The sequence below is a fragment of the Acinetobacter sp. C26M genome, from assembly GCF_023702675.1.
Classification (GTDB): Bacteria; Pseudomonadota; Gammaproteobacteria; order Pseudomonadales; family Moraxellaceae; genus Acinetobacter.
Window position 1 is genome coordinate 3,144,890 of the sequence record NZ_CP098478.1, and the last position, 13,239, is coordinate 3,158,128.

Consider the following 13,239-nt stretch of genomic DNA (forward strand, 5'->3'; position numbering starts at 1 on the left):
ATACAAGTAAGATTTTTAGCAGGTATCAGCCCTAAATTCTAAAAAAACAATCTTTGTATATTCATAAAGATAATGATCTGCTAGAGTGCTAAAGGTGAATATTTTTTCACCTCCACTCCGTTTAATGATGCGAGCAAATCTATGGAATTTGTAGTTGAACCTTGGCACTGGTTTGTATTAGGGATTTTACTGATTCTTTCAGAGTTAATTTTGCCTGCTTTTGCTGCATTATGGTTTGGCATTGCAGCAGTCATGGTCTGTATTTTACTGTGGCTTTTCCCGATGATGGGCTTTACCACCCAAGTGATTACTTGGGGAATTTTATCTATTTTATGCACGATTCTTTGGTTCAAATTTATCAAACCTCTCTCCATTGATAAAACTAAAGCAGGACTTCCTCGTGAAGCAACCATTGGTCAAGTAGGTATGGTTATCCAAACTGGACTTGAGCATGGACAAATTGTTGTACGCTTTCCGATGCCTGTTTTAGGTAATGATGAATGGAATTGCCGTTGTACCGTACCTGTACAAGTCGGTGATCGCGTTCGAGTAGTTGATATTTTGGGTAATGATTTAGTCGTTCAACCGCATAGCACGTCATAAACACAAAAGAGGGTTTTCAATGTCTGTCGGTACTATTGTTGTTTTAGCTTTTTTAGCTTTTATTGCTATAACTATCTTTAAAGGGGTTCGTATTGTTCCCCAAGGTTATAAATGGATTGTTCAACGTTTAGGTAAATATCATACCACGTTGAATCCTGGTCTCAATTTCGTTATCCCCTATGTAGACGAAGTTGCTTATAAAATTACCACTAAAGATATTGTTTTAGATATTCCTTCACAAGAAGTAATTACCCGAGACAATGCCGTACTGGTGATGAATGCCGTAGCTTATATCAACCTGACAACACCAGAAAAAGCGGTGTACGGGATTGAAAACTATACTTGGGCAATTCAAAACCTTGTTCAAACTTCACTCCGTTCAATCGTTGGTGAAATGGACTTGGATGATGCACTTTCTTCACGTGATCATATCAAAGCGAAGTTAAAAGCAGCCATTTCTGATGATATTTCAGATTGGGGGATTACCCTTAAAACGGTTGAAATCCAAGATATTCAGCCATCTCATACCATGCAAGCTGCGATGGAAGCTCAAGCTGCTGCTGAACGTCAACGTCGTGCGACTGTGACTAAAGCAGATGGTGAAAAACAAGCTGCAATTTTAGAAGCAGATGGTCGTTTGGAAGCTTCGCGTCGTGATGCAGAAGCGCAGGTTGTTCTTGCAGAATCGTCACAACGTGCGATTGAAATGGTCACCACAGCTGTAGGTGATAAAGAAATCCCTGTTGCTTACTTACTCGGTGAGCAATATGTGAAAGCGATGCAAGATCTTTCTAAATCAAGCAATGCAAAAACTGTGGTACTTCCAGCCGATGTACTCAATGCCATTCGTGGAATTATGGGCAAACACTAAGTCCTGTTTCCAATAAAAATAAAGCAGCGTTATCGCTGCTTTATTTTTTATACACTCTGAATCCTTTTTCGATCTTTAAGTGGAAGTTTTCCCACCACCAAATCATAAGAATCCTTAATCAGGTCTTGCAGTAAATCAGCTGTAATTTCATGACCACTAGCAATTGATATCCAATGTTTCTTATTCATATGGTAGCCTGCCGAAATTGAAGGATACAGCTCCTGATATTCCAAACTTTTCTCAGGCTTGCATTTAATCGTCACCAGCAGCTTACCAGAATAAGCACCAATCAACATAAATACCTTATCAAAGACCTTAAAGACCTCACAATCTGGACCAAAAGGTTGTGACTGGATGGAAAAAGCCAGCTGTTGTCCATATTCAAGCGCACATTGTTCTAATTTATCGTCGTTCATTAAAATATATCCTATTGTTATTAAAAATGAATTTAATATTTCACGCTGTCTTTTTTCATTTTAGTTGATCATAAAATACTTCGAACTCTACTTCACCACCCTTTGCGGATATTCCCCAAGGTTGTTCTGTCGTTATAATGCAACGTTCCCGCTCATCTTGTTCACCCCATAAACGAATCATCTCACACGCAATCTTTCCATGTTGTGGATAGCTACTCGTTTCATGCAAATTTTGATCGGTAAAAATAGGGATTTTATCTATAAAAAACCATTTTCGATTCGACGTATCAATTAATAGACATTCAACCCACCCTGGAAAATATGAATCTACGAACCGAACGATTTGGACATTTACCATGTACATAACATATGTCACCTAGATTAAATTTCGATAATTAAGCCTATCTCATTGCTCTAAATGATTAATCAAGAATACATATTTTAAGAAATGAATATCAACTTTTCCGTGCCAGTAAAAACTGTGAAATCTCGACCAGCTCTTTGGCATCATCACCAAAATAAGCCAAGGCTTCAAAGGCTTGATCATGTAAAGTTTGTGCATAGGCCTGTGCTTGCGCTAAACCCATCAACGATGGATAAGTTGATTTCTGAACTTGCTCATCTTTACCCGCAGTCTTGCCTAAAGTCTCAGTGCTTGCCGTCACATCTAAAATGTCATCTTGTACTTGGAATGCCAAACCAATCGTTTGTCCAAATTGGCGTAATTTTGGAATTGCTTGATCAGTCCCATTAAAAATGGTCACCGCGCCCATCATAATTGCCGCTTGAATCAAAGCACCTGTTTTATTGCGGTGAATGTTTTCCAATTCAGCTTGATCAACTTGCTTCCCTTCCCCTTCAGCCTGTAGATCCAATACCTGACCACAAACCATTCTTGAACTTGCTGTTGCTAAAATTTGTACTTGTTTTAAGACAATGGCTGCTTCAGTACCTTGACCCTGCTCATCAAACAAACGGCTGCCCAATATTTCAAAAGCCATCGACTGCAAAATATCACCAGCCAATAACGCAGTATCTTCACCAAATGCGACATGGCAAGTTGGTTGTCCACGACGTAGTAAATCGTTGTCCATGCATGGTAAATCATCATGTGCCAACGAATAACAGTGAATCAATTCAACTGCAACTGCGGCACGGCGAGCTGCTGCAAAATTGTGATTTGGCTGTAATGACGCTGCTGCATAACAGAGTGCAGGACGAACCCGTTTACCACCTAACATCACGGTATGATGAACGGCTGCTTTTAAAGGTTCTGGAATTGAAAATGCAGCCAATGCTGTCAATAAATCTTGTTGAATACGTTGTTGAGCTTGTTTTAGAACATCCGCATTAACTTGAGAGATAGATGACACAGTTGTTGCCTCAGGAAATCTGAATGGAAGAGTAAAATGACAAGACTTGTCAGAATGGCAACATCATAACATTATTTATCTCATGAAATTGTGTTTGTATTTTTAATAGATTTAAAATAATAAAGCCTTCAAATGAAGGCCTTACCAATAAAATTCAAACCGATAAATTAGAAGCTATCTCCTGGCACACGAACCCAGCCTTCCATCAGCACACGTGCGCTACGACTCATAATGGCCTTTTTCACAGACCATTTACCATCAATCAATTCTGCTTGAGCACCCACACGTAAAGTCCCAGATGGATGACCGAAACGAACGGCTTCACGCTCACCTCCACCAGCTGCCAAATTCACCAAGGTACCCGGAATAGCTGCGGCTGTACCAATTGCCACTGCTGCTGTTCCCATCATGGCATGGTGTAATTTACCCATCGACAAAGCGCGAACCAATAAATCCACATCACTCGTCTCAACGGGTTTACCACTTGATGAGGTATAGTTTTTTGGTTGTGATACAAAAGCAATTTTAGGTGTATGCTGACGTGCAGCAGCTTCTGAAATATCTTTAATCAAGCCCATGTGTACCGCACCATAAGCACGAATCTTTTCAAAACGTGCTAAAGCTGCTGCATCAGCATTAATTTGATCTTGTAATTCTGTACCTTGGTAACCAATATCTTCTGCATTGAGGAAAATGGTCGGAATACCTGCATTGATAAATGTCGCTTGGAATGTGCCAATTTCAGGAACGGTCAATTGATCGACTACATTTCCTGTAGGGAACATATCCCCCCCTTCTTCACCATCATCAGCCGGGTCTAAAAATTCAATTTGAACTTCAGCGGCTGGAAAGGTCACACCGTCCAGTTCAAAATCACCTGTTTCCTGAACTTGACCATTGGTCACAGGGACATGGGCAATAATGGTTTTTTGAATATTCTTCTGCCAGATCCGTACCGTACAAATGCCATTTTCAGGAATACGCACTGTATCAACCAAACCATTTGAAATTGCAAATGAACCCACCGCTGCAGTTAGGTTGCCACAATTCCCACTCCAGTCGACAAATGGCTGATCAATTGATACTTGACCAAATAGATAATCAACATCATGTTCTGGCTCTGAACTTTTTGCCAAAATAACGGTTTTACTGGTACTTGACGTTGCCCCACCCATGCCATCAATCTGTTTGCCATAAGGGTCTGGACTACCAATCACACGTAGAAGAAGTTGATCACGCGCTTTGCCCGCTACTTGTGCCGCTTCAGGTAAATCATCCAGTTTGAAAAATACACCTTTACTTGTGCCTCCACGCATATAGGTTGCTGGGACTTTTATTTGCGGTACTGAGCTCATGTCAATGTCTTCCTTTTATCATATTCTTGGTGCAGATAAATTTTGAATCTAAAGGTACTGCACTGCTATTAAAAATACCACACGACCAATGGTTTTGGGATTGGTCATAATGCGTAAAATCTGCGCATTATAGTGAGTAGATTTCAAGGCTTTCACAATGGCAGAAATAGCAATCCATCCGTCGGGAAAAACTTGGGGATTTTTTAACTGTATAAAATTACAGCATATTTCATTTTAATATTCATATAAATATAAGATTTTAAATAACTTTTAAAAACAACTTTCCAGTCATAGCATCGCTGTACTTTTACTAGGCGAAAATCTTTCAATCTATTAGAATAATCCAGTTAATTCCTCGTCGAGCTCAGTCCTTTGAACAACGATTCTTCTCAACTTCAGCGTGGACTAAAAAACCGCCATATCCAACTCATTGCGATGGGTGGAGCGATTGGTACGGGCTTATTTTTAGGTTCTGCGCAAATTATCCAGTCTGCTGGGCCATCTATTATTTTGGGGTATGCGATTGGCGGCTTGATTGTTTTTCTAATCATGCGTCATTTAGGTGAAATGATTGTTGAAGAGCCTGTTGCAGGTTCATTTAGCCATTTTGCTTATAAGTATTGGGGTAAATTTCCAGGCTTTATAACGGGTTGGAACTATTGGGTGCTCTACATCCTTGTTGCAATGACTGAGCTAACGGCAGTAGGTAAATACATTAATTACTGGTGGCCGCAAATTCCTGCATGGCAATCTGTATTATTTTTCTTTGTCGTGATTACGGCAGTGAACCTGACCAATGTTAAGTTCTATGGTGAATCTGAGTTCTGGTTAGCAATCATCAAGGTGACTGCCGTAGTTGCTATGATCTTGTTTGGCTTGTTCTTACTCTTCACTGCGGATGCAAACTCAACAGCCTCATTTAGCAACCTTTGGTCACAGGGCGGCTTTTTTCCGCATGGCTTTGATGGCCTGTTTTACATGCTGGCTTTCTTGATGTTTGCCTTTGGGGGAATTGAACTGATTGGTATGGCCGCAGCAGAAGCCAAAGACCCAAAGACAACAATTCCGAAAGCGATTAACCAAGTCGTTATTCGTATTTTAGTATTCTATGTGGGTTCTCTTGCTATTCTCTTGTCACTTGTGCCTTGGAATCAATTGGATCTCGGTGGCTTAGATAAAAGTCCATTCGTGATGATTTTCAGCCAAATGGGGATTGGTTGGGCAGCCCACCTACTTAACTTTATTATCCTGACAGCAGCATTGTCGGTGTATAACAGCGGCATGTATGCCAATAGTCGAATGGTATTTGGTCTAGCTCAACAAGGTAATGCACCAAAAGTATTTACCAGAACCAATAAACAAGGGGTTCCTGTTCCAGCAGTACTGCTCTCAGCTTTCCTAATCTTTGGTTGTGTATTACTCAACTACTTTGTGCCTGAAGATGCCCTCGGACATTTGATGTATGTGGTTGTTGGTGCTTTAGTTTTAAACTGGGCAATGATCAGTTTGACCCATTTGAAATATAGAAGTTATATAAAAAAAGCTCAAATTAAAACCTCTTATCCAGCGTTATGGTCTCCGTTCAGTAACTATTTAGTATTAGGTTTTATTGCTGTTGTGCTTTACATCATGTGGCAACAAGGCTTCAAAGAATCTGTACTGATGATTCCGATCTGGATCGTAGGTATGTTTATTTTCTATAAGTTTTTAAATCGTAAAACTGAAAATTAACATTTGATCGGTTTCATTAAAAAGTGATTGCTTCTGCAATCACTTTTTTGTTTATAATCATAAAATTATGCGCTTATAGCTTAACTGGATAGAGCAGTTGCCTCCTAAGCGACCGACGTGGGTTCGAGTCCCGCTGAGCGCATAACCCATCTTCATTTTCCTTATGCAGCGATGGAAGACTTTAAATATCCCAGCTCTTTTCAATAGCTGTAATTTGGCTATATACACTTTGATACTCTGCCTGCTTTACGGTGCACCAAAGATCAACAAAGGCTTTGCCTAGATATTCAGTTAAACAGGTATTGGCTTTCAATAATTTTAGTGCTTGCATTTGCTCGGTTGGCAATAACACATGCTCACTTTTAAGTTTTAATTGATGTGCTTGCTTAGGAATATCTAATTGATGCGTTAAACCATGTAAAGTCCCAATCAAAATTGTTGCCAAAGCCAGATAAGGATTACAATCGGCTCCCGCAACACGATATTCTAAACGCTGATTTTCTTGATCTGAACATGGGATTCGAATTGCTACATTCCGATTATTCAGTCCCCAATTGGCTTCCAAAGGAACATGATTACCCAACTTGAAGCGACGGAAAGAATTTAAGTTGGGTGCCAAAATTGCCATTGAATCTGGCATCAAAAACAACAATCCACTCACTGCTTTTAATAATGCATCAGCTATATTGTCCTGTGATGAGCTAAAAAGATTCCGTTGGTTCTGATCCAAAAGACTCATATGGAAATGCATACCACTACCCGCTTTATGCATTTCAGGCTTAGCAAGGAAGTTTGCACGCAGATCATGCTTATTCGCAATCTGTTTGATGGTTCTTTTTAGCAACATAATCTGATCACATAAGGTCAAAAGATCCGTTGTATGTTGCAGATTAATCTCATACTGGCCTGAAGATGATTCGGAAACAATTCCTGTAATTTGAATGCTCTGCTGTTTTGCAACCGCTTCAATCTCATTCAGAATATTTTGATAATGATCAGAGGTATTTATATCAAAGCATTGTGACATCGTTTGTTCAGTATCATTAGCCTCACGTAAAGGATGTAAATAGAACTCAACTTCTGCAGCAATACAGGGGTAGTAGTTTTGCAGCTGTAATTGAGAGAGCATTTTCTTTAAGATATTTCTGGGCTCTAATAGACAGTCCTGCTGATGATCATCTTTCATACTGAGCAGTAATTGGGCCGTTATTTCAGGTTCAAGCGCATGTGGCTTTAATGTTCCTAAAACAGGCTCACATAAACGATCAGGTTCACCAATATATTTACCAAGCCCTGTTTCCTCAATCACTTTACCATCCAGACTCATGGCATAAATCGACAATGGGAAATAACAGCCTTTACTCAAATTTTTTAGGCAACCGACATCTATCCGTTTACCGCGTAAATGCCCATTTAAATCACATAAATAAATATCGACGTGTTGGGTCTGTGGGTAATGTTTTAAATAGGTTTCAACTTCTTCTATAAATCCTTTTTTTTGCGAAACACCGTCAACATCATTTTTCGAGGCTGCGGTATGAATATACTTTTTAAGCGCAGATGGATGATTGATCTCAACAAGTACAGCACTCATAGCTGAAAGCTCAAGTTATATAGATAGATTCAGCTTAGTTGAGGCTTAGGCAGAAGTAACGTAAACAGTGCGTAAATTGACTATGCTATTGAATAAATTTTTTATAAAAAGCAGAAAAATAAAAGCCCACAGTGCATGAGCTTTTATTATTTAAAAATAAATTACTGAATTTTGCCTTCAATCAACTGTTGATTCAGTAAAGTTTTAGCTTGCGATTGCAACTGTTCAACTTTCACTGTTTTCCCTGCAACCGACTCAGCTTGGTCATTAAAATAGCTAAAATGAGACTTTTCATTTTTCTCTGCAAATTTTAAAGCCACAATTTGATTTTGGTTAAACGCATTACTCCAAGCACCTCTGACTGCGCTCCAATAAGCCGCATTAGTTTTCCAATAATCATAAGCAGGCTTAAAGTCATAACCTTCGATTTTGTTGTATTGATTAACCCCAAGTTCGCGTGCAAGTGCGGTATTGGTTTTACTATCAAACTTAATATTGTCTTGCTCATGTACCCAACCCGTTGCCGTGAGTGCATGTCGATTAATACCAATAATCACGTCATAGTCATTACGTGTGGTATGTTCACGACGAGGCAATGGACGATAAGTTTCATTGGATACCCATTCAACAGCACCATTATCTTTAGTCCATTTACCTAAACCAGCATAACGGGGTGAATCATCCACTTGCCAAACAGTTTGTAGCCACTTGCCTTGGGTCTCTGCTTTTTTTAGCTCAATGCTTTTCCAACGATAGTCGCCAATATAGCTCCACATTTTAGTTGGTTCATATTCCCAGTCTTGTCGCCAGTGTTTTACCACATGCCCACCAGCCACCAAGATATGCTGTAGCGATACTTTATTGGGTGTGTTCTCTAAAACGATGACCGTTTCATGCCCACTCGATAAATCATCATCTTTGAGTTCATAACCTTGTTTAAGTGAATAAAGCTCTTCAAAACGAAAGTCGACTTTGTATTCCCCTGCCATTTTTAAAATGGCTTGGCGAGCTTGTTCTTGAGTCAGATCTTCATGTAAAGATTGCTGTTGTAATGCCTCAGCTAATTTTATTGGCTGTTGTGCAGCATTTACACTTGTTGTCCCCAGAACAAATGCCATAACCAAAACATAAGACAGCTTAAGTTTCATAAAAAAATCTCAATTCAACACTAAAATACTGATTCAAATAAATAAAACAACTTTTCAAACTCTAGTTGCATGTATCTTTTTGAAATAAACCTGTAAAGCATTGTAAATTATTGTGAGAATGATTACCATTTATATTATGGAATAATTTTCATTGCGACCAAATATTGTGAATATGCTGTCTCCTCAATTTTCGTTTAAGCCTAATTTTTTATTTGCTTCCCTTTTAGCAGCAGGCTTAATTTCTCCATCAGCTTATGCAATCGAGCAAACAACTGATACAACTGCAAAAGCACCACTTCATGTTCTTGACACGATTGTCGTGACAGGAACACGTTCAGAAAAAAAATTAATTGATAGCCCAATCCGAACTGAAATTATCAGTGAAGATGAACTGAAACGGACCAATGCCATAACCTTAAAAGATGCTTTGGAAAATATTCCAGGGATTCTGTTAAGAGAAATTCATGGCAAATCAGGCTATGAAATTTCATTGCAAGGCTTGAGTAGTGATCAAGTCCTGATTTTGATTGATGGCTTACCGCTTGCTGCCAGTACCAGTTCTACCGTTGATTTGGATCAATATTTAATTGGTGGTATTGAACATATTGAAGTGGTTAAAGGCGCTGCATCCGCACAATATGGCTCATCTGCGATGGGTGGTGTGATTAATATTATTACCAAGAAAGTTCAGGACGGTGTCTCGATTTCAGGACAGATCGATATTGGCTCTTATGGCAAACAAAATGCGGATGGAAAAAACACGTCCATCAACAATCACCATCAGAAAATCAGTATTGAAGCCGCAAATGCAAATTTGAAAGGCCGAATTATTGCAGATCAATTCACTAATGATGGATTTGCGGTAGAACCTGATGCTTACCCACGACAAGGAGATGAACAAAAGCGTCAACAATATGCTATTTATGGTGCATGGCAGGCCTCAGATCAAGTTATGCTTTGGGCAGATTTCAATGAATATAAAGAAAAAGATCATCAACGCAGCTTAAATTTTGTTCCACCCTTTTATTTAAAACAACACAAGATTGAAGATATTGAACGTCAACGCTTTAGCGCAGGATCTCAATTCGACCTTATGAATACTGCCAAAGTTGATTTAAAAGCAGTCCATGAAACTTATGACTCTACTTCTACTCAAACTTTAGATGGTTATCTATCTGCATTGAGAAACTCAAAACAAGAAAATAATCATTTCAGCTCTCAGCTCACATTCCCTAAATGGCATAAGCAAAATTGGCAGTTGGGCTATGACTGGCATGAAGAAAAGCTAGAACAGAGCAACAATGGAAAATTTGAGATGCAAGGTGGCAGTGTTAAGCGTGATCGCCATGAACTCTATGTTCAAAATGATTTCAATTTAGTCACCAATCTTGATGCGGTTATTGGTTGGCGTTTCCAAAATGATGATGATTTTGGTGACCACAATGCCTTTAAACTCAGTACTAAATATCGCTTTTATGAGCAAAATGATTTATTGGCAGATCTACGCTTAAGCTATGGTCAAGGCTACCGTGTTCCCAATTTAAAAGAACGCTTCTATTCTTTTGATCATAGTCACTTAGGCTATATCGTGATTGGTAATCCAAACCTAAAACCAGAGTCATCGGATAGCTATCAACTGGGATTAAGCCTGGTTCAAAATGAGCGTTGGAATGCTGATTTCAACCTATTCTGGAACGATGTTAAAGATCTCATTCAAACAGACTATGACAATGCCACAACGCTAAATGGTATAACCCAATATAGCTATAGCAACGTTGCCAAAGCTGAAACTAAAGGCTTTGAAAGCTCAGTTAAATGGAATCTGACACCGTATTTTTCACTCAATGGCGCATATACCTATACAGAAGCCAAAGATAAAACGACAAATACACTTTTAACACGACGCCCAAAACATATCGCGCGTTTAGGGGCTGATTATGCCTTGAATGATCAAGTTGATTTGACCTTCCGTACTCGTTATCAAAGTGATGAATATGGTGATAGTGCCAATCAACATAGCTCCCCGAGCTGGATCACTTTTGACTCACAAGTTGATTACCGCATCAACAAATATATCAGTGCCTTCGCAGGTATCGACAACATTTTCAACGAACAACGTGATTTCTCTGCAGCTTTCGATTATCGGCCTATTTCTGGTCGTTATACCTATATGGGTCTGCGCTTTAACTGGATGAAATAATCTTTAAAGGATAACTGGACAATGTCTCATTTAAATTTAGCTAAATTATTTGCCCTCAGTACTTTAAGTACTCTGCTCATCGCTTGTGGTGGTGGAAGTGATGGCTCACCTTCAAATAATGGCGGCTCAACCAATCCCCCTACAACACAGACAGATCTCTTTACAGTCAAAGCTAAAGAATGGTCTTTTCAAGGAAATACTACTGAAGCCCAATGCTATGATATTGATCTTCAACAAGCAGTTAACTGCTCTGGTATGGATTGGGATATCAAAGCAGTAATGAATCGTGGCACACCAACTTTTTCGAGTAATGGTGGTGCAAGTGGGAATGGTAAAGCAGCTGTTCTTTATTCACCATTTGATGCAACATGGAATAACTTATCCAAGCTAATTGATGCAAATAAACAAGGAAATGATGCGATTCCTGCATCGGCATGGTCTCAAGATGCATATAGCAATGGATTTACCGCAACAACAGGTTATAGCTTTTTAGAATATAATTTGTTTGGCGATCATCGTATGTCACCAAATTTTAAAATCTATTTTGTCACCACAGATACAAAAAATCTCAATACGGTTGGGACAGAAGACAAACCTGTGTATGCAGTACAAATTTATAATTATTATAATCAATCAGGTACTTCAGGTTATATCAGCATCCGCTATATTGATACACGATACCCTGATGTTGTTAAAACAATTGAGAACGTCGATGCAACAAATGGCTGGGCTTATTTAGATCTAAAATCTGGTGTTGCAACAAACTCCGCAACACAACCATGGCAGTTAGCTTTTAATCGTTACAATGTTCAAACCAATACAGGTATCGGTAGTACCATTGGTTTACAGCCTACTGGTTTTTATGATGCTGATAGTAAACCGATTATCAATAAATTTAAATCAGCCACGGTTTTTGTAGATACTTTAGCTGAACTTAAAGCAGTAGCAACAACAGTAAAACAAGTAAATAGTTGGACGAATAATGGTGTGAAGTCATTACTCAATCCAGCCTATAAAGGCGCATACGGTAGAGAACCACTTAACTATGGCTGGTTCACTTACTATTCAAGTGATAGCTTAGCTGCACCAGTTGGTTTAAAAGCGCATATGCTTAAAGCAAATCCTGAAGCCGCATCTCTTATTCGTGGTAATACAGGCAATAGCTATGCCCGTCTACACCTTAAAGATGTCAAATATGCAGATCCAAGCAATGCTTCAAGTGCAACCACATGGACCTTTGAGCTAGATATCCAACCTGCCAAATAAGCCATAAAAAACGGAGCCATGCTCCGTTTTTTTTACAAATTCATTCAGGTCTGATATGTATCAATCAATCAATCAATTGAACTGGCTTTATACGTCTAACTCTAATTGCCAACTCTTTCAGTGCGTGATTGACCAATACAACCAACATAAAGCCAATCACAAAAGAACCTATCACATCAAATGGGAAGTGAACACCTACAAAAACTCTCGATAGTCCGACAACAACACTACACAACAATCCAATCAGACCAATCTTTTTAAAACCCGCCATCCAATAAGAAAACCCAATAATCACAACTGTGATTGTATGTTGACTTGGGAACGATGAAGTTGAGCCATGACCAATTAACTTATGACCTAAGTCGATTTGAAATGGACGAGGATGATGATAAAAGAATTCAATAATGTCGCTTAAAAGTAAAGAAAACAACACAATCACTAAAGTTTTAGCAAATAAAAGACTATATGTTTTCCATTGGATTACCAATAAAAATACAAGAAAACTGATCAATACTGTATTTAAATCTTCTGCTAAAAAAATTGCGATTTTGTCTAAAGCAGGATGCTCTTTTGCAAAAGAATTTATGCTATTAAACAATGAGATATTTAAATCTTTAAAAATCATTTCCTTTTCTATCCACACTATCCATGAAGATCAATGCGCTCAATATACAGGATAATA

General features: G+C 38.8%; 12 protein-coding genes and 1 tRNA gene. 6 read left to right on the forward strand and 7 right to left on the reverse strand.

The features are described 5' to 3' along the window. Positions 1-141 precede the first annotated feature (141 nt). Both NDN11_RS14365 and NDN11_RS14370 read left to right on the forward strand, forming a co-directional pair. Entirely contained in the window at positions 142-603 is a 462-nt protein-coding gene (locus NDN11_RS14365) for an NfeD family protein (RefSeq protein WP_167249652.1), read from the forward strand. A 19-nt stretch (positions 604-622) separates the two neighbouring features. After that, the gene (locus tag NDN11_RS14370) at positions 623-1,474 is read left to right on the forward strand and encodes an SPFH domain-containing protein (protein WP_004803045.1); all 852 of its coding nucleotides are present in this window, start codon (positions 623-625) and stop codon (positions 1,472-1,474) included. Positions 1,475-1,521: 47 nt separating this feature from the next. On the opposite strand, the gene NDN11_RS14375 is transcribed toward NDN11_RS14370, so the two are convergent. The 4 genes from NDN11_RS14375 to prpF all read right to left on the reverse strand — a co-directional run bounded on the left by NDN11_RS14375 (position 1,522) and on the right by prpF (position 4,618). Continuing rightward, positions 1,522-1,890 (reverse strand): MmcQ/YjbR family DNA-binding protein, encoded by a 369-nt coding sequence (locus NDN11_RS14375; protein WP_251110024.1) that lies wholly within the window; start codon positions 1,888-1,890, stop codon positions 1,522-1,524. A gap of 55 nt (positions 1,891-1,945) precedes the next feature. Next, complete coding sequence (locus NDN11_RS18225) at positions 1,946-2,071, reverse strand: hypothetical protein (RefSeq protein ID WP_285292126.1); 126 nt, start codon at positions 2,069-2,071, stop codon at positions 1,946-1,948. 274 nt (positions 2,072-2,345) lie between these two features. Then, the gene (locus NDN11_RS14380) at positions 2,346-3,263 is read right to left on the reverse strand and encodes a polyprenyl synthetase family protein (RefSeq protein WP_167249658.1); all 918 of its coding nucleotides are present in this window, start codon (positions 3,261-3,263) and stop codon (positions 2,346-2,348) included. A gap of 167 nt (positions 3,264-3,430) precedes the next feature. Beyond that, a complete protein-coding gene (gene prpF / locus NDN11_RS14385) occupies positions 3,431-4,618 on the reverse strand; it encodes a 2-methylaconitate cis-trans isomerase PrpF (protein ID WP_167249660.1) in 1,188 nt (395 codons plus the stop codon). A gap of 372 nt (positions 4,619-4,990) precedes the next feature. On the opposite strand from prpF, the gene NDN11_RS14390 reads away from it, so the two are divergent. After that, positions 4,991-6,349, forward strand: a complete 1,359-nt coding sequence (locus NDN11_RS14390) for an amino acid permease (protein ID WP_251110025.1) — start codon at positions 4,991-4,993, stop codon at positions 6,347-6,349. A 69-nt stretch (positions 6,350-6,418) separates the two neighbouring features. Beyond that, positions 6,419-6,491, forward strand: a tRNA-Arg gene (locus NDN11_RS14395). A 39-nt stretch (positions 6,492-6,530) separates the two neighbouring features. On the opposite strand, the gene NDN11_RS14400 is transcribed toward NDN11_RS14395, so the two are convergent. Continuing rightward, positions 6,531-7,943: a glutamine synthetase family protein gene (locus NDN11_RS14400; RefSeq protein ID WP_251110026.1), complete on the reverse strand. Its 1,413-nt coding sequence runs from the start codon at positions 7,941-7,943 to the stop codon at positions 6,531-6,533. 161 nt (positions 7,944-8,104) lie between these two features. Beyond that, positions 8,105-9,091, reverse strand: coding sequence for a DUF6607 family protein (locus tag NDN11_RS14405; RefSeq protein ID WP_167249668.1), 987 nt, complete (start codon positions 9,089-9,091; stop codon positions 8,105-8,107). A gap of 151 nt (positions 9,092-9,242) precedes the next feature. Between NDN11_RS14405 and NDN11_RS14410 the strand changes: the two genes are divergently transcribed. Both NDN11_RS14410 and NDN11_RS14415 read left to right on the forward strand, forming a co-directional pair. Continuing rightward, entirely contained in the window at positions 9,243-11,291 is a 2,049-nt protein-coding gene (locus NDN11_RS14410; protein WP_251110027.1) for a TonB-dependent receptor plug domain-containing protein, read from the forward strand. Positions 11,292-11,312: 21 nt separating this feature from the next. Continuing rightward, positions 11,313-12,557 carry an HmuY family protein gene (locus NDN11_RS14415; protein ID WP_251110028.1) on the forward strand — a complete coding sequence of 415 codons (1,245 nt, stop codon included), beginning with the start codon at positions 11,313-11,315 and terminating at the stop codon, positions 12,555-12,557. A 64-nt stretch (positions 12,558-12,621) separates the two neighbouring features. Here NDN11_RS14415 and NDN11_RS14420 read toward each other — a convergent pair whose 3' ends face one another. Next, positions 12,622-13,182 (reverse strand): undecaprenyl-diphosphatase, encoded by a 561-nt coding sequence (locus tag NDN11_RS14420; protein ID WP_251110029.1) that lies wholly within the window; start codon positions 13,180-13,182, stop codon positions 12,622-12,624. Positions 13,183-13,239 lie beyond the last annotated feature (57 nt).

What these genes read in the sequence shown, in the direction of transcription:
- NDN11_RS14365 (WP_167249652.1), top strand. Translation starts at nt 142, where the DNA reads ATGGAATTTGTAGTTGAACCTTGGCACTGGTTTGTATTAGGGATTTTA.
- NDN11_RS14370 (WP_004803045.1), top strand. Translation starts at nt 623, where the DNA reads ATGTCTGTCGGTACTATTGTTGTTTTAGCTTTTTTAGCTTTTATTGCT.
- NDN11_RS14375 (WP_251110024.1), bottom strand. Translation starts at nt 1,890, where the DNA reads ATGAACGACGATAAATTAGAACAATGTGCGCTTGAATATGGACAACAG.
- NDN11_RS18225 (WP_285292126.1), bottom strand. Translation starts at nt 2,071, where the DNA reads ATGATTCGTTTATGGGGTGAACAAGATGAGCGGGAACGTTGCATTATA.
- prpF (WP_167249660.1), bottom strand. Translation starts at nt 4,618, where the DNA reads ATGAGCTCAGTACCGCAAATAAAAGTCCCAGCAACCTATATGCGTGGA.
- NDN11_RS14400 (WP_251110026.1), bottom strand. Translation starts at nt 7,943, where the DNA reads ATGAGTGCTGTACTTGTTGAGATCAATCATCCATCTGCGCTTAAAAAG.
- NDN11_RS14405 (WP_167249668.1), bottom strand. Translation starts at nt 9,091, where the DNA reads ATGAAACTTAAGCTGTCTTATGTTTTGGTTATGGCATTTGTTCTGGGG.
- NDN11_RS14415 (WP_251110028.1), top strand. Translation starts at nt 11,313, where the DNA reads ATGTCTCATTTAAATTTAGCTAAATTATTTGCCCTCAGTACTTTAAGT.
- NDN11_RS14420 (WP_251110029.1), bottom strand. Translation starts at nt 13,182, where the DNA reads ATGATTTTTAAAGATTTAAATATCTCATTGTTTAATAGCATAAATTCT.